General features: G+C 64.1%; 13 protein-coding genes and 1 pseudogene. 11 read left to right on the forward strand and 3 right to left on the reverse strand.

Features of this window, described 5'->3' with window-relative positions; translation table 11 throughout:
- The 4 genes from WCY17_RS13835 to WCY17_RS13850 all read left to right on the forward strand — a co-directional run.
- Positions 1–171 (forward strand): hypothetical protein (locus tag WCY17_RS13835; protein ID WP_372702785.1); only part of this gene is annotated, 171 nt, incomplete at its 5' end.
- On the forward strand, positions 171–4,418 hold the full coding sequence (gene rpoC, locus WCY17_RS13840) for a DNA-directed RNA polymerase subunit beta' (protein ID WP_372702786.1): 4,248 nt from the start codon (positions 171–173) through the stop codon (positions 4,416–4,418). The genes WCY17_RS13835 and rpoC, both read left to right, overlap by 1 nt.
- Before the next feature lie 74 nt (positions 4,419–4,492).
- Entirely contained in the window at positions 4,493–5,308 is an 816-nt protein-coding gene (gene aroE, locus WCY17_RS13845) for a shikimate dehydrogenase (protein WP_372702774.1), read from the forward strand.
- Entirely contained in the window at positions 5,305–6,231 is a 927-nt protein-coding gene (locus WCY17_RS13850) for a DMT family transporter (RefSeq protein WP_372702775.1), read from the forward strand. The genes aroE and WCY17_RS13850 overlap by 4 nt, the downstream gene beginning before the upstream one ends.
- On the opposite strand, the gene aroQ is transcribed toward WCY17_RS13850, so the two are convergent.
- The 3 genes from aroQ to WCY17_RS13865 are packed head-to-tail and all read right to left on the reverse strand — an operon-like array spanning position 6,195 to position 9,008.
- The gene (aroQ, locus tag WCY17_RS13855; RefSeq protein ID WP_372702776.1) at positions 6,195–6,623 is read right to left on the reverse strand and encodes a type II 3-dehydroquinate dehydratase; all 429 of its coding nucleotides are present in this window, start codon (positions 6,621–6,623) and stop codon (positions 6,195–6,197) included. The two genes, WCY17_RS13850 and aroQ, sit on opposite strands and share 37 nt — an antisense overlap.
- 17 nt (positions 6,624–6,640) lie before the next feature.
- Positions 6,641–7,393: a GntR family transcriptional regulator gene (locus WCY17_RS13860; protein ID WP_372702777.1), complete on the reverse strand. Its 753-nt coding sequence runs from the start codon at positions 7,391–7,393 to the stop codon at positions 6,641–6,643.
- Positions 7,386–9,008, reverse strand: coding sequence for an AMP-binding protein (locus tag WCY17_RS13865; protein WP_372702778.1), 1,623 nt, complete (start codon positions 9,006–9,008; stop codon positions 7,386–7,388). Before WCY17_RS13865 ends, WCY17_RS13860 begins: the two co-directional genes overlap by 8 nt.
- 107 nt (positions 9,009–9,115) lie before the next feature.
- Between WCY17_RS13865 and WCY17_RS13870 the strand changes: the two genes are divergently transcribed.
- The 7 genes and pseudogenes from WCY17_RS13870 to WCY17_RS13900 all read left to right on the forward strand — a co-directional run.
- On the forward strand, positions 9,116–10,291 hold the full coding sequence (locus tag WCY17_RS13870) for an ABC transporter substrate-binding protein (RefSeq protein ID WP_372702779.1): 1,176 nt from the start codon (positions 9,116–9,118) through the stop codon (positions 10,289–10,291).
- A 58-nt stretch (positions 10,292–10,349) separates the two neighbouring features.
- A complete protein-coding gene (locus tag WCY17_RS13875) occupies positions 10,350–11,219 on the forward strand; it encodes a branched-chain amino acid ABC transporter permease (protein ID WP_372702780.1) in 870 nt (289 codons plus the stop codon).
- 12 nt (positions 11,220–11,231) lie between these two features.
- Positions 11,232–12,920: an ATP-binding cassette domain-containing protein gene (locus WCY17_RS13880; RefSeq protein WP_372702781.1), complete on the forward strand. Its 1,689-nt coding sequence runs from the start codon at positions 11,232–11,234 to the stop codon at positions 12,918–12,920.
- Positions 12,917–13,630: an ABC transporter ATP-binding protein gene (locus tag WCY17_RS13885; RefSeq protein WP_372702782.1), complete on the forward strand. Its 714-nt coding sequence runs from the start codon at positions 12,917–12,919 to the stop codon at positions 13,628–13,630. Before WCY17_RS13880 ends, WCY17_RS13885 begins: the two co-directional genes overlap by 4 nt.
- A 24-nt stretch (positions 13,631–13,654) precedes the next feature.
- Positions 13,655–14,830 (forward strand): acyl-CoA dehydrogenase family protein, encoded by a 1,176-nt coding sequence (locus WCY17_RS13890; RefSeq protein WP_372702783.1) that lies wholly within the window; start codon positions 13,655–13,657, stop codon positions 14,828–14,830.
- 23 nt (positions 14,831–14,853) lie between these two features.
- Complete coding sequence (locus WCY17_RS13895; protein WP_372702784.1) at positions 14,854–15,861, forward strand: cyclase family protein; 1,008 nt, start codon at positions 14,854–14,856, stop codon at positions 15,859–15,861.
- 79 nt (positions 15,862–15,940) lie between these two features.
- Positions 15,941–16,157: pseudogene (locus WCY17_RS13900) on the forward strand (hypothetical protein); the annotation flags it as partial.

Below are 16,157 nucleotides of genomic sequence, written 5' to 3' on the forward strand. Positions count from 1 at the left end.
CTGCAGGAGATGCTCACCGTCAAGTCCGATGACATCACCGGCCGCACCAAGGTGTACGAAAACATCGTCAAGGGGGATCACGTGATCGATGCCGGCATGCCCGAATCGTTCAACGTGCTGGTCAAGGAAATTCGATCCCTGTCGCTCGACATGGATCTGGAGCGCAAATGATGAAAGCCCTGCTCGATCTCTTCAAGCAAGTCTCGCAAGACGAACAGTTCGATGCCATCCGCATCGGCATCGCCTCGCCCGAGAAAATCCGGTCCTGGTCCTTTGGCGAGGTCCGCAAGCCCGAGACCATCAATTACCGGACGTTCAAGCCGGAACGGGATGGCCTGTTCTGCGCCAAGATCTTTGGTCCGGTCAAGGACTATGAGTGTCTGTGCGGCAAGTACAAGCGCCTCAAGCACCGCGGCGTGATCTGCGAGAAATGCAACGTCGAAGTGACCGTGGCCAAGGTGCGCCGCGAGCGCATGGGCCACATCGAACTGGCCAGCCCGGTCGCGCACATCTGGTTCCTCAAGTCCCTGCCCTCGCGTCTGGGCATGGTCCTCGACATGACCCTGCGCGACATCGAGCGCGTGCTGTATTTCGAGGCCTGGTGCGTGATCGAACCCGGCATGACGCCGCTCAAGCGTGGCCAGATCATGTCCGATGACGACTACCTCGCCAAGACCGAGGAATACGGCGACGATTTCCACGCCCTCATGGGTGCCGAGGCAGTGCGCGAACTGCTGCGCAACATCGACGTCGATGCCGAGGTCGAGCGCTTGCGCGGCGAACTCAAGGCCACGGGTTCGGATGCCAAGATCAAGAAGATCTCCAAGCGTCTGAAGGTGCTCGAAGGCTTCCAGAAATCCGGCATCAAGCCCGACTGGATGATCCTCGACGTGCTGCCCGTGCTGCCGCCCGACCTGCGCCCCCTGGTGCCGCTCGATGGCGGGCGGTTTGCCACCTCCGACCTGAACGACCTCTATCGCCGGGTCATCAACCGCAACAACCGCCTCAAGCGCCTGCTCGAGCTCAAGGCGCCCGACATCATCCTGCGCAACGAGAAGCGCATGCTCCAGGAAGCGGTCGATTCGCTGCTCGACAATGGCCGCCGCGGCAAGGCCATGACGGGCGCCAACAAGCGCCAGCTCAAGTCCCTGGCCGACATGATCAAGGGCAAGAGTGGCCGTTTCCGCCAGAACCTGCTGGGCAAGCGGGTAGACTACTCCGGGCGCTCGGTGATCGTGGTGGGCCCGCAGTTGCGTCTGCATCAGTGCGGCCTGCCCAAGCTGATGGCGCTCGAACTCTTCAAGCCCTTCATTTTCAATCGTCTCGAGATGATGGGGCTGGCGACCACCATCAAGACGGCCAAGAAGCTGGTCGAGAGCCAGGAACCAGTCGTCTGGGACATCCTCGAAGAAGTCATCCGCGAGCACCCGGTGATGCTCAACCGGGCGCCCACGCTGCACCGCCTGGGCATCCAGGCCTTCGAGCCACAGCTCATCGAGGGCAAGGCCATCCAGCTGCACCCGCTGGTCTGTGCGGCCTTCAACGCCGACTTCGACGGCGACCAGATGGCCGTGCACGTGCCGCTGTCGCTCGAAGCCCAGCTCGAGGCCCGCACCCTGATGCTGGCCTCGAACAACGTGCTCTTTCCGGCCAACGGCGAGCCGGCCATCGTGCCGTCGCAGGATATCGTGCTGGGGCTGTATTACGCCACTCGCGAGCGCGTCAACGGCAAGGGCGAGGGCATGTTCCTGGCCGACCTGGCCGAGGTGCGGCGCGCCTGGGACAACCAGTACGTCGACCTGCAGACGCGCATCACGACCCGTCTGCCCGAATTCGTCAAGGGTGAAGACGGTGAATGGGTCGAGGAAATCCATCGTTTCGAGACCACGGTCGGCCGGGCCCTGCTGTCCGAGATCCTGCCCCATGGGCTGCCCTTCAGCGTACTCAACAAGTCGCTCAAGAAAAAGGAAATTTCGCGCCTCATCAACATGTCGTACCGGCGTTGCGGGCTGCGGGCGACCGTGATCTTCGCCGACAAGCTCATGCAGGCCGGCTTCCGGCTGGCCACCCGCGCGGGGATCTCGATTGCCATGGGTGATATGGTCGTGCCCACCAGCAAGGCGGACATCCTCAACGAGGCCTCGCGCGAGGTCAAGGAAATCGACAAGCAGTATTCTTCGGGGCTGGTCACGGCCCAGGAGCGTTACAACAACGTGGTCGACATCTGGGGCAAGGCCGGCGATCGGGTCGGCAAGGCCATGATGGAACAACTCTCGACCGAGCCGGTGATCGATCGGCACGGCAAGCAAGCGCACCAGGAGTCTTTCAACTCCATCTACATGATGGCAGACTCCGGGGCGCGGGGCTCTGCGGCGCAGATTCGCCAGCTGGCGGGCATGCGCGGCCTGATGGCCAAGCCGGACGGCTCCATCATCGAGACCCCCATCACGGCCAACTTCCGCGAAGGCCTGAATGTCCTGCAGTACTTCATCTCCACGCACGGGGCGCGCAAGGGCCTGGCCGATACGGCGCTGAAGACCGCGAACTCGGGCTACCTCACGCGTCGACTGGTCGACGTGACACAGGATCTGGTCATCACCGAAAATGACTGTGGCACCAGCAATGGCTACGTCATGAAGGCGCTGCTCGAGGGCGGCGAGGTGGTCGAAGCCCTGCGCGAGCGTGTGCTCGGCCGTGTGGCGGCGGTGGACATCGTCAATCCGGATACACAGGAAACCCTGATCCCGGCCGGCACCCTGCTCGATGAAAACCTGGTCGAGCTCATCGACGAGGTGGGGGTCGACGAGGTCAAGATCCGTACCCCGCTCACCTGCGAGACCCGCCATGGCCTGTGTGCGCACTGCTACGGGCGCGATCTGGGCCGCGGCAGCCTGGTCAATCGAGGCGAGGCCGTGGGTGTGATCGCCGCCCAGTCGATCGGCGAGCCCGGCACGCAGCTGACCATGCGCACCTTTCACATCGGCGGCGCCGCGTCGCGTTCGGCGATGGCCAGTTCGGTCGAGACCAAGTCTGCCGGTACGGTCGGCTTCGTACCGGGCCTGCGCTACCTGACCAACGCCAAGGGCGTGCGCATCGCCGTGTCCCGCTCGGGCGAGATCGTCGTCTACGACGACAACCGCCGCGAACGCGAGCGCCACAAGGTGCCGTACGGCGCCGCCATTTCGGTGGGCGACGGCGACAGGGTCAAGGCGGGTACGCAGATTGCCAGTTGGGATCCGCTCACGCGGCCCATCGTCTCCGAGTACGCCGGCAAGATCCGCTTTGCCAACGTCGAGGAAGGCGTCACCGTGGTGCGCCAGGTCGATGAAATCACCGGCCTGTCCACCCTGGTGGTGATCACGCCCAAGGCGCGCGCCACCAAGGGGGCCGGCAAGCCCCAGATCCTGCTGCTCGATGACCTCGGCCAGGAAATCAAGGTGGCCGGCACCGACCATGCCGTGGCCATCACGCTGCCCGTGGGGGCCCTGATCATCGTGCGCGATGGCCAGGCGGTGGGCGTGGGCGATTTTCTCGCGCGGATCCCGCAGGAATCGCAGAAGACCCGCGACATCACCGGGGGCCTGCCGCGCGTGGCCGAACTCTTCGAGGCCCGCGCGCCCAAGGATGCCGGTGTGCTGGCAGAAGTCACGGGCACCGTATCCTTCGGCAAGGACACCAAGGGCAAGCAGCGCCTGGTGATCACCGACATGGACGGCGTGAGCCACGAATTCCTGATCTCCAAAGAGAAGCAGGTGCTGGTCCACGACGGCCAGGTGGTCAACAAGGGCGAGCTCATCGTCGACGGGCCCGCGGATCCGCACGACATCCTGCGCCTGCAGGGCATCGAGTCGCTGGCCAGCTATATCGTCAACGAAGTCCAGGACGTCTACCGCCTGCAGGGTGTGAAGATCAACGACAAGCACATCGAGGTGATCGTGCGCCAGATGCTGCGTCGGGTGAACATCACCGACTCGGGCGACACGGGCTTCATCACGGGCGAGCAGGTCGAGCGCTCCGAGATGCTCAACGAGAACGATCGCGTGCGCGCCGAGGGCAAGATCGCGGCGACGTACGACAACGTACTGCTGGGCATCACCAAGGCTTCGCTGTCCACCGACTCGTTCATCTCGGCGGCGTCCTTCCAGGAAACCACCCGCGTGCTCACCGAGGCCGCCATCATGGGCAAGCGCGATGAACTGCGCGGGCTCAAGGAGAACGTCATCGTGGGTCGCCTGATTCCAGCCGGCACCGGCATGTCCTACCACGAGGCCCGCCACAAGAAGGAAATCTTCGAAGCGGCGGAACGGGCGGCCGCGCGCGAGCAGGCCAACCCCTTCGTCGAGCCCGGTGAAATGGCCCATGTGGGCGACCATGCGATCGAGCCGCCGCTCGATGGCGAGGCGCCCGCGGCAGATTGAGCCAGCGCACGGCACCCGGTATATACTCACTCAAGCCCCGCACTGGCGGGGCTTGACGTGTTTTCGGAGGCGGCATGGCCGACTTGTACGCGGTGATCGGCAACCCTATCGCCCAATCGAGATCCCCGCAACTGCATACCGCATTTGCACGCCAGCTGGGTCACGACATCGACTACACCGCCCTGTTGTCCACGCCCGACCTGTTCGAGCGCGATGTACGGGCGTTTGCAGCACGTGGGGGCAAGGGGATGAATGTCACCGCGCCCTTCAAGCAGCAGGCCGCGCAAGTCTGTGACACGCTGTCCGAGGGTGCGCGGGCGGCCGCCGCCGTGAACACGCTGGTCTTTGCCGATGGCCGGATCCACGGCGAGAACACCGATGGCGCCGGTCTGGTCAGCGACATCCAGGATCGCCTCGGCTACCCCCTGCGCGGGCGTCGCATTCTGCTGATCGGCGCAGGCGGTGCGGCGCGGGGCATTCTCCTGCCCCTGATGCAGGCCCGGCCCGACAGCCTGTTGCTGGTCAACCGCTCGCTCGAGCGCGCGCAGGCGCTGCTGGCCGACCTGCCGCTGCCCGGTGTCCGGGTGGGGCCGTTTGCCGCGGCGGCGCAGGGTGAATTCGACCTCATCCTGCATGCCACCTCGGCCGGTCTGAACGCGGGTCAGGCACCCGCGGTACCCTGGCAGCCAGCGCCGCAGGCACTGGCCTACGATCTGTCCTATGCGGCCGAACCCACCCCGTTTCTGCTGCAGGCCCGGGCGCGCGGGGTGGCCCGGCGGGCCGATGGCCTGGGCATGCTGGTGGGCCAGGCGGCCGAATCCTATTGGCTGTGGCGTGGGGTTCGCCCAGACGTGCAGCCCGTGCTGGACGCGTTGCTGCGGCATCCATGAGGCTGCCGTTTCCGCGCCTGCAGGATGGGGCGCAAACCTGGCTGGGCCCCCTGCTGATGTGCGTGGCCAGCATGATGTTTTCGATCATGGATGCGGGCACGAAATACCTGTCGACCGAGTATCCGCCGGCACAGGTCGTCTGGGTGCGCTACCTGGCCCAGGCGCTGGCCATCTGGGTGATCTTCTGGCCCCGCATGCGCATCTCGCTGTTTCGGACCCAGCACATCGTCATCCAGATCGTGCGCGGCCTGATCCTGTGCACCAGCAGCATGCTGGTGATCCATGGCCTGGCCCGCCTGCCTCTGGCCGAGACCACGGCCTTCGTCTTTCTGGCGCCGGTCTTCATCACGGTCCTCTCCGGCCTGCTGCTCAAGGAAAAGGCCACGCGCGCCGACTGGATCGCCATCGGCTGCGGGTTTGCCGGGGTGCTCATCATTGCCCGCCCTGGCGGGGGGCTGCTCACGTGGGCCATCCTGCTGCCGCTGGGCGCGGCGGTGTGCAACGCCGGCTATCAGCTGGTTACCCGCATCGTGCGCAGCACCGAGCTGCCGGCCACCAGCAATCTGTATACCGGCCTGGTGGGCGCGGCCGTGCTCATGCCGGTGGGGCTGGCCGAATGGGAACCCATGGCGTGGGGCGATTTGCTGCTGCTGGTCGCCGTGGGGCTGCTGGCCGCCACGGCGCACCTGGCGATCACCCATGCACTGGTGCGCAGCAGTGCGGCCACCCTGGGCCCTTACAGTTATGCCCAGATCCTGACCGCCACCCTGATGGGCTGGCTGGTGTTCTCATCGGTACCGGATGCCATCAGCTGGCTTGGCATCCTGGTGATTGCCTGCGGTGGCCTGGTGCTGTCGTTCGACAAGCTCAGGCGCTATCGGGCCGCTCAGGCCGAGGCCAGGGCGCGCAGCGCCAGCAGGTAGCTGTCGACCCCCAGGCCGCAGATCTGGCCACGCACCAGCTCGGCCAGCACCGAATGGTGCCGGAAGGGCTCGCGCGCGTGGATGTTGGACATGTGCACCTCGATGACGGGCACTTCGAGAATGGCCAGGGCATCGCGCAGGCCGTAGCTGTAGTGGGTCCAGGCGCCGGCGTTGATGATCACGCCCTGGTTGCCATCGGAGTGGGCGGCGTGGATGCGCTCGACCATGGCGCCTTCGTGATTGGTCTGGAAGCATTCGACCCGTACGCCCAGTTCATGCGCCAGGGCCTGCAGGCGGGCGTCGATCTGTTCGAGCGTGATCGCGCCGTAGTGGGCGGGATCGCGTTTGCCGAACATGTTCAGGTTGATGCCGTGCAGGACGAGGAGGTTCATGATGTCGAGGCCAGGGTTCAATGCGCCAGCAGATCGAGGTCGAGCTTGACGAACTTGGTGGGAAATTCGAGCCGCGCATAGTAGATGATCATACCTTGCGCGCAGGCAAAGCGGGTGACCTCGGCGACGCTCTCGCCAGGCTGCAGATGGAGCGCGTTGGCAGACTGAAAGGCTGCGCCGATGATGGTCAGGCGCTGGCGCGCCTCGTCGATCTCGATATCCGGTATGCGCGCAATCGCGGAGGCCGCTGCCTGGCGCGTGAATGCGTCACGGTGTTTCTGGAACAGGCGCTCTTCGACATAGACCTCGCTGTAGCAATACGGGACACCGTCGCTGCTGTGCAGCCTGCACAGGTACTGGTATGCAGGGGCGGGGGCGCCCCGGCAGACCATGTCGAACTTCGGCAACTGCCGGACGATGCGTTCGGAGTCGATCATGCGTTGCGTGGCGAGCAGATCGCTCAGGTCGACGACCTCTTGCCAATTGCCGGGCAGTGCGAGCGAATAGACCGTGCTGCTGCTTTTGCGTACGAAGGTGCCGCGCCCACGTTCGCGGCTGATCAAGCCCTCGGATTCGAGTTCCGTCAGCGCGTTGCGGATCGTCATGCGCGATACGCCGTAAGTCCGCACCAGTTCGTCCAGCGGCGGGATACGGCTGCCCACCGGCCAGGTGCCGGATTGAAGGTAACGCCGGAATTCTGCCGCCAGCTGCAAGTAGAACGGTAACCGGCTGCGGCTCATCGCGGCCTGGTTCAGATTGGGTTCAGGCATGGTGCTGTGGCGCCTGTGGCTTGCTGTTCAGAAGCTCGAGCGCCCATCGTTGAAGTTCGTTGCGCTGGATTTTACTGGAATTGGGGCCCTCCACGACCGGGAACGCCGCCACCGTGAAGATCCGTCGGGGTACCTTGTAGCCCGCCATGGTTTTGCGGCAGCTTGCGATCAGCGTGTTCTCATCGGGTGCATGGCCCGGCTCGGCAATGATGAACGCAATCAGTGCTGTCTTGCCAGCCAGTGCAACCCCGACGGCCTGGCATTGTGCGACGCCGCTCTGGCTTTCCATGAAGCGCTCGATCTCGAGCGGGTTGACCAGGAACCCGCCCAGGCGCAGGAAATCGCCCCGTCGGGCCAGGAAAACGAAGCTGCGCCCGTCCTGCGTGTGGCCGAGGTCGCCCGTACGAAAGAAACCTTCGTTGTCGATGGCCTGTTGCGTGGCATCCGGATCGTCCAGATAGCAGCGCATCAGACTGGGCGCCTTGATTTCGAGTTCGCCGGGTTCACCGGCAGGCAGCAGTTGCCCGGTCGTCGCATCGCGTACGCGCACCACGGCCTCTGGGGCCACCAGGCGGCCGCCGTCCTGGTGGCGCCCGGGTGCGGGTTCGTCGGGCGAATGGCCGGCGCAGAGCGCCTGCAGCTCGCTCGATCCATACAACCCGACGGTCGTGATGCCGGCTTGCTCCAGACGATCGGGCAGTTGCTCTTGCGCGGGTGCAAAGCGGCTGTAGCCCACCAGCTTCAGGGACGGGAAGGGGGGCTTGCGAGCCGTACGGCAGTCCATGATGCGGGCCAGAAACTCATTGTTGGCAAAGGTGACCGTGACGTTTTCTGATTCGATCAGGCGGGCACAGGTTTCTGCTTCGAGAACGGGCGTGCTGATCAGCCTGGCACCGGCCGAAAGAGCGCCCAGGGCGGTCGAAAAGCCGAAGGTGCCGCAAAGCGGCGTGCTGAGCAGCACCACGTCATTGGCCTGGATGTCGAAAAATGTGGCCACATCGTGCCCGTGGCGCAGCAGCGTCTGCGCGTCGTGGACGACCATTTTGGGTGCCGAGGTGGTGCCCGATGTGGTGAATACCAGCGCGGACGCCCCTGGCGCGGCAGGTTCAGGGGCCTTCTCGGGGTCATGCGACTGGGCATCGGCCAGCAGTACAGTGTGCGCACCGGGCAGCAGCGCGGCCTTGGTGCGCGTGCCCGCCAGCAGAACATGCTGGATGGAAGCGGTGTGCCGCCGATCGATGTCGGCCAGGATTTGCGCAAACGGCAGATCCTTGAAAGAAGGCCACAAGGCGAGCCAGTTGCACTGGCTGCGGGCCAGAAGCGCGCCCACTTCATGGCTGCGAAACCGCGTGTTCATGGCCACCACCAGCACACCCAGATGGGCGCAGGCCAGAAAGACCTGCAGCCAGACCCGCCCGCTTGGCAGCCAGAGCGCCAGCCGATCGCCCGCGCGCATGCCGTTGGCGTGCAGCAAGGCGGCCAGGCGCCGGGTGTCGTCATGCAGCTCGTGCCAGCTGGCGGGCCGGTCTGTTGTATCGACGAGGGCGATGGCCTGGGGCGTCTGGTTCGCGTGGCGCGCCAGCAGCGCCGAAAAAGTCGGGGAAGACGGCTTCATTCGGGGATACCATGATATTGGTCTATAAGACTAGATGTTAAGCTATCATACCGATTGCAGTCAGTAAAGCGAGTATTTGGTTCCCCAAAAACACAAGAGGTGGAGACATGAAGAAACTGGTGCATGGCACCCTGGCGCTTGGCACGGCGGCTTTTCTTGCCTGTGCCGCCATCACGGTGCAGGCCGCTGACGCCGCTGCCACAAATGCAGCCGACGATACATTCACGATCGGTGCCCTGTTTGCCATGACAGGCAAGGCCGACTGGTACGGCAAGGTCATGGGGCAGGGTGCCCGCCTGGCGGTCGACGAGATCAATGCCAAAGGTGGTGTGGCTGGCACGCGCCTTGCGCTCGCCATCGAAGATCACAAGGGCGGCGTCGCCAAGGATGCGGTATCCGGCATGAACCGCCTGATCAACATGCACGATGTCAAGGCCGTCCTGACATCGTTCACGCCTTCGACGCTGGCGATCGCCCCGATCGCGGACCAGAAGAACATCATCCTCTTCAATGGCGGTGGCGTGGGCCAGTCAATGATCGGCGCGGCGCGTGATATTTTCCATAATCGCTCGCTGTCCAGCGATCTGGGCGTGTCTGCAGTGGCCTGGGCCATCGACAACGGCCATGACCGTGTCGCACAACTGGTCTGGAAGACCGACGCGGGTGATGACGTCGTCAAGGTGGTCAATCCGTACGTAGAGAAGCATGGGGGTGAACTGGCTGCAATCGAGACCATGGACCCCGGGGCCGCCAGCATAGACACCCAGGTCGCGAAGATTCGCGCCAGCAAGCCCGATGTGATTGGCCTGTGGATGTTCAGCCCGGATCCCGGCACGGCCATGAAGCGGATTCGCGAATTCGGCATGGATACGCCCGTCATCGGCATCGAATACACCCCCGACGTCCAGAATATCGGCGGCAAGTACATGGAGGGCTACCACTTCATGGCCGATTATTTCCAGGCGACCGATGACAACCCCTGGGGCCAGGCTTTTGCCAAGGCCTATCAGGCGGCCTATGGCGAGGCCCCTGAGTTCTACGCGGCCAATTACTACGACGCCGTCTACCTGATCGCCGATCTCCTGCGTCAGGCAAAAGAGGCGGGCGAGCCGGTCATCGATGGTGACGTACTGGCCGGGTATCTGCGCGCCAACCCCGCGGTTGACACCGTCTATGGCGGCAAGATGGTATTCCAGGACAACGGTGTGGCCAGCAAGCCGGTGGCTTTGTTCGAGGTCAAGGACGGCAAGCCGGTCTTCCAGAAATATGTGACGGCACAATGACCCACTGGCGCCGGATGGGGCCTGCGGCCCGGTCCGGCCCCGTTTCCGGAGCCCTGGCGTGGACCTGTTTGCGCAACTCCTGTTGTCCGGCATTGCCAACGGCAGTCATTATGCGATGCTGGCCATCGGGTTCGGCCTGATATTCTCGACCACACGGGTGACCCATTTCGCATATGGTCCCCTGTACGCACTGTCGGCCTATCTGTTCTGGTTTTTTGCCACTGCGCTGCACTGGCCGCTGGCCGGTGCGATCGTCGTGGGCATCCTGCTGTCCGCGTTCATCGGCACACTCACCTATCGCTTCATCTACCAGCCTTTCCAGGCCAGCAACAGCAGCGATCTGGTCATTCTGATTGCCTCGCTGGGGCTGTTCATCATCATCGAGAACCTGGTGGGCATCGTGTTCGGCACAGGCAGCCGGGTGCTGGATGACGTCGCTGCCGATATCTATCTGCTCGGGCCGGTCGTTCTCACGAGCACCCAGGTCTGGCAAGTGCTCATGCTGGTACTGACCAGCCTGCTGCTGGCCCTGTTTCTGCATGCCTCCCGGTTCGGCAAGGCCATACGGGCCATGGCTGACAATCCCGAGATGGCCCGCATCGTCGGCATCGACACCCGGCGCGTGTCGCTGGTCGTATTTGCCCTGGGCACGGCCATCGCCGCGGCGCCCGCGCTGCTCATCCTGGTCAAGGACGGTGCGTCCCCCTACATGGGTTTTCATGCCGTGTTCATGGCCTTCATCGCTGTCGTGGTGGGTGGGGTGGGTTCGCTGCGCGGGGCCGTACTGGGCGGCCTGATCCTGGGGCTTGCCGAAGGCATCGGCTTGATCCGCATCCCCACCGAATGGCAAAGCTCCATTGCCTTCGTCGTATTGTTCATCGTCATGCTCGTGCGCCCCCAGGGGCTGTTCGGGCGCATCCTGCGCTAGCCGGAGGTCGGGTTGGATTACCTGCTGTACATCGGTGTGATGATTGCCATTTACGTGATCCTCAGCACGTCGTTCAATCTTCTCATCGGCATCGGCGGCCTGTTCGCACTCTCACACGCGGCGTTCTACTCGTTCGGTGCGTACAGCACGGCCATTCTGGCGACCCGCTATGGCCTGGCCTTCCCGCTACCCATGCTGGTGGGGATCCTGGTGGCGGCCTCGATCGGTGCCCTGGTTGCCTTGCCCGCCTTGCGCATATCGGGCGTGTATCTGGTCATTGTGACGCTTGCGTTGCAGTTCATCGTGGTCAATGCCTACGACAACGGGGGCAGCCTGACCGGGGGTACGGACGGCCTGCCGGGGATCGCCCCGATCGAGATCGCCGGCATCCAGCTCTCGACACCCGGGAAATTCCTGCCGCTGGCCGTCCTGATGGCCGTATTCTGTCTCTGGTTCGGCTGGCGCCTGGTGCATTCGCCCTATGGCCGCGCGCTGCGGGCGATGCGTGAAAACGAAATTGCCGTGCAGGCCGCCGGCAAGAACGTGGTGGCGATGAAGCTGACGATCTTTGCCGTCTCATCGGGGCTGGCCGCCATTGCGGGCAGTCTTTTTGCGCGCTATTTCCAGTATGTGGGCCCGCAAAGCTTCGGGGTCGAAGAAACAATCTACATATTGGCCATGGTCATCATCGGCGGTACCGGCAATCTGTGGGGTTCCGCGCTGGGGGCCGCCTTGCTGGTGGCCTTGCCCGAAGGGCTCAAATATCTCGATATGCCGGTGGACGTGGCCGACAAGACCCGCTTGCTGCTGTATGGTGTGCTGCTCATCGTCATCTTGCGTTTTCGCCCCGAGGGCCTGATCGCAGAGCGCGGCAGCGATCGCCGCAGCCTTGCGGGTGTCACGGCCATTCCGCTGACACAGGCGGCGCCGGTCCGTCAGCCCGACTCTGCGGCCACCGTCGAAGGGCGCGATCTGTACAAGGCATTTGGTGGCGTCGTGGCCGTCTCGGGGTGCAATATTGCCCTGCGCGCAGGCACGGTGACGGGTCTGATCGGGCCCAATGGCGCCGGCAAGACAACGGCATTCAATCTGCTCACGGGCTTCCTGAAACCCGACCGGGGTACGGTGCTGTTCAACGGCCGCAGCGTCGTTGGCCTGAAGCCGTACCAGATCGTCCGTAACGGTATGGCCAGATCATTCCAGGATCTCAGGCTCTATCGACGCATGACGGTGCTCGACAACGTCGTGGTTTCGCTGCCCGATCAGTCGGGTGACAGCCTCTGGGCCGTGTTCATGCGCCCTGCGCACGTGCGGCGGCAAGACCATGAAAACACGGCCCGGGCGCTTGGGGTGCTCGAATTCGTCGGGCTCGCCCACAAGGCGCTCGAGCGCGCCGAAGACCTGTCCTATGCCGAAGAAAAATTGCTCGTCATCGCACGCCTGCTGGCCACGCAGGCCGACGTGCTGCTGTTTGACGAACCGCTCTCCGGCCTCGACCCGCTGACACTTGACGGTTTGCTGCCGGTCTTCAGGAAGATTGCCGCGCATGGCAAGACGGTGTGCATCATCGAACACAATCTGGACGTCATCAAGAGCCTGTGCGACGTGGTGTATTTTCTCGACGAGGGCAAGACACTGGCCGTCGGTACGCCAGCCGAACTGATGGGCGACCCCGAACTGGCGGCGAGGTATTTCAAATGACGCAGCCCATCCTCGAACTGCAGCAGTTGCGGGCCGGGTATGGCCGCAAGCAGGTGGTGCACGGTGTCGACCTGGCCCTGCACGAAGGCGACATTCTGCTGATGCTGGGCCATAACGGTGCCGGCAAGACCACGCTGGTGCGGGCCGTGTTCGGCCTGCTCGAACGCATCGCCCACGGCAGTGTGCTGTATCGCGGCAAACCGATCACCGGCCGCCCGCCGCACCAGAACGTGCGCGATGGCATTGCATTCGTGCCGCAGGGGCATGGCATCTTTCCCACCCTGACCGTCCGTGACAACCTCGTTCTGGGCGCCTACACCGAGGGCGACGCAGCCCGCGTGCGGCGCCAACTGGCGGTCGTGCACGAACTGTTTCCGATTCTTGCCGAGCGCTCGGGGCAGCTCGCGGGTACCTTTTCGGGTGGTCAGCAGCAAATGCTGGCGATCGGCATGGCGCTCATGCATGATCCGCGGGTCCTCATCCTCGACGAGCCCTCGATTGGTCTTGCGCCTGCCATCGTGGAACAGGTGATGCTCAGCGTGCAGTCGGTCAACCGGCAGTTCGGGACCTCCATCCTGATGGTTGAGCAGAATGTCTCCTGCAGTCTGCCGGTCGCCCGGCGTTGCGTGATTCTGAAAACGGGGACCAAGGTCTACGATGGTCCGCCGGATCCTTTGCAGGATCGGGTCGAATTGATGAAATATTTTTGATTGACGGCTGCGCAGGTGCCTGACATGAGCGAGATCCAGACTGATTCCATGTGGCAACAGACCCTTGTCTGGCCCTTTTTCGAAGCCCGGCATCGTGCGCTGGCCGCCCTGGCCGATGCCATCGATGGGCAACTGGGCGAACTGATCGCCGAAGAGCATCAGGGGGGCGATGTCAATGCACTGGCCCCGAGGATGGTGGCGGCGCTGGGCCGGCATGGCTGGCTCAGCCACGCGGCCTCTTTGGATGGACAGCTCGATGCACGCTCGCTGTGTCTGATCCGCGACATGCTCTGCCGGCGCTCGGGGCTGGCCGAATTCTGCTTTGCCCTGCAGGGCCTGGGCAGCGCGCCCGTGTCCCTGCACGGCTCGGTGCAACAGCGCGAACGGTGGTTGCCGGGGGTGATCGCCGGCGAGATCCGCCCGGCGTTTGCACTCTCCGAAACCGGTGCGGGTTCCAATCCGGCCGAAATTTCGACACAGGCCCGGCGCTGCGCCGGGGGCTGGGTCATCGACGGCGCCAAGACCTGGATCTCCAACGCCGGCATTGCAGACTTGTACCTGGTCTTTGCACGCACCTCGCCGCCCGAGGCCCCGTGCCGCCTGTCGTGCTTCATTGTCGAGGCGTCCAATCCAGGCCTGCAAGTGACCGAAAGGCTGGCAACCATGGCGCCGCACCCATTGGGCAGTCTGGCGCTGCGGGGCTGCCAGGTCACGGATGATGCCCTGATCGGTGACGAAGGTGCAGGCTTCAAGGTGGCCTTGAGCGTACTGGACGTGTTTCGATCCAGTGTGGGCGCATCGGCGGTAGGCATGGCGCGGCGTGCGCTGGACCACACCCTGAAGCGGGTTGCCGAGCGCCAGATCGGGGGCCTTGCGCTGTCTTCCTACCAGATGACCCGCGATCGTCTGGCCGATATGGCCACGCTGACCGATGCCGCGGCGCTTCTGGTGTATCGCGCGGCATGGCTCAAGGACACCCACGGCGTACGCACATCGCGCGAGGCGGCCATGGCCAAGTTCTTTGCCACCGAACAGGCACAGAAGGTGATCGACATGGGCCTGCAGCTCTTTGGCGGGCTGGGCGTACTGGTCGGCATGCCGCTCGAACTGCTCTATCGCGAAATCCGCGCCCTGCGAATCTACGAGGGCACGACCGAGATCCAGAAATTGATCATTGCCGGCCAGCTTCTCGATCATTGAACATTGCATGGCGGAGAACCAGAATGACGCGCTGGACACGACGCCCGGAAGGCTCCAACTGGGGCGACTTCGGGCCTGATGACCAACTTGGCAGACTCAACCTGCTAGGGCCGGAGCAAGTACTGAAGGGGGTTCGAGAAGTTCTGGCAGGGCGCTCGTTCTGTCTTTCACTGCCGCTGGACCTTCCGGGGGGCAACGTCCTGAACGTCAGGCGCCGGCCGCCGCAACTGAGCCCAACGACCCTGGAAGGCGTCCCGTACATGAACTTCGCCCTGGCCCATGTCGATGCCACGGCCATCGATGTGCTCTGCGACGATCAGGTCCTGCTGTCCCTGCAGTACTCGACCCAGTGGGACAGCCTGGCTCACGTCGGCGCCCAGTTCGATGTCGATGGCAACGGCCAGCCCAGCCACGTCTATTACAATGGCTATCGCGCCGGTGCCGACGACATCGGGCCACCGCGCGGTGCCGACGGGGCCCCGCGCCTGGGTATCGAAAATCTTGCCGCACATGGCATGCAGGGGCGTGCGGTGCTGGTGGACCTCGCCCGGTATTTCGGCCCGGGCCGTACCCTGGTCGGCTACGGCGAACTGGCCGAGGTGATGCGCGCCGGTGCCATTGCCGTCGAGGCGGGCGACATGCTGCTGCTGCGCACCGGGTTTGCCGAAGCCGTCGTCGACATGGCGGGGCAACCGGATGCGCAGGTGCTGGATCGGACCGGCGCGGTACTGGATGGCCGCGACCCCGATCTGCTGCAGTGGATCACCGACAGCGGCATCGTGGCCATCTGTACCGACAATTATGCGGTCGAAGCCTATCCGGCACGGGCCTGTCCGGGCAGGAAAGCCCTGCTGCCCCTGCATCATCACTGCCTGTTTCGCCTGGGCTTGCCATTGGCCGAGCTCTGGTACCTGAAGGATCTGGCCGACTGGCTGGACCGGGCGGGGCGCCATCGCTGCCTGCTGACGGCACCGCCCTTGCGCTTGCCCGGTGCCGTCGGTTCGCCAGTGACGCCAGTTGCCACCGTATGAATAACTTGTGTTAAACTAGCGAGCTTTCCCGGCAAAGGCATGCGTGCCCTTGCCAGAAACATGCGGTCATGGCACAGCCATGGCCTGTCGCAAGGCCCGCTCTTTTACGTCATCCAGCGTCTTGGGCGAAGTTTTGCGAAACCGCCTGAGCCCGGTGCTTCAGGCCCCGAACACTGACGTCAACGTACGCAAGTACAAAGGATGCGTAAAGGTCATGCCTACCATTGCCCAATTGCTGCGCAAGCCGCGCGAGGTCAGCCGCGAAAGCAGCAAGAGCCCCGCGCTGGAAAACTGCC

Origin of the sequence: Castellaniella sp., from assembly GCF_041677825.1 — a bacterium.
Taxonomy (GTDB): Bacteria; Pseudomonadota; Gammaproteobacteria; order Burkholderiales; family Burkholderiaceae_B; genus Castellaniella.

Bases quoted from the DNA above. Each gene is read 5' to 3' on its own strand.
- rpoC (WP_372702786.1), top strand. From the start codon at position 171: ATGAAAGCCCTGCTCGATCTCTTCAAGCAAGTCTCGCAAGACGAACAG.
- aroE (WP_372702774.1), top strand. From the start codon at position 4,493: ATGGCCGACTTGTACGCGGTGATCGGCAACCCTATCGCCCAATCGAGA.
- WCY17_RS13850 (WP_372702775.1), top strand. From the start codon at position 5,305: ATGAGGCTGCCGTTTCCGCGCCTGCAGGATGGGGCGCAAACCTGGCTG.
- aroQ (WP_372702776.1), bottom strand. From the start codon at position 6,623: ATGAACCTCCTCGTCCTGCACGGCATCAACCTGAACATGTTCGGCAAA.
- WCY17_RS13860 (WP_372702777.1), bottom strand. From the start codon at position 7,393: ATGCCTGAACCCAATCTGAACCAGGCCGCGATGAGCCGCAGCCGGTTA.
- WCY17_RS13865 (WP_372702778.1), bottom strand. From the start codon at position 9,008: ATGAAGCCGTCTTCCCCGACTTTTTCGGCGCTGCTGGCGCGCCACGCG.
- WCY17_RS13870 (WP_372702779.1), top strand. From the start codon at position 9,116: ATGAAGAAACTGGTGCATGGCACCCTGGCGCTTGGCACGGCGGCTTTT.
- WCY17_RS13885 (WP_372702782.1), top strand. From the start codon at position 12,917: ATGACGCAGCCCATCCTCGAACTGCAGCAGTTGCGGGCCGGGTATGGC.
- WCY17_RS13890 (WP_372702783.1), top strand. From the start codon at position 13,655: ATGAGCGAGATCCAGACTGATTCCATGTGGCAACAGACCCTTGTCTGG.
- WCY17_RS13895 (WP_372702784.1), top strand. From the start codon at position 14,854: ATGACGCGCTGGACACGACGCCCGGAAGGCTCCAACTGGGGCGACTTC.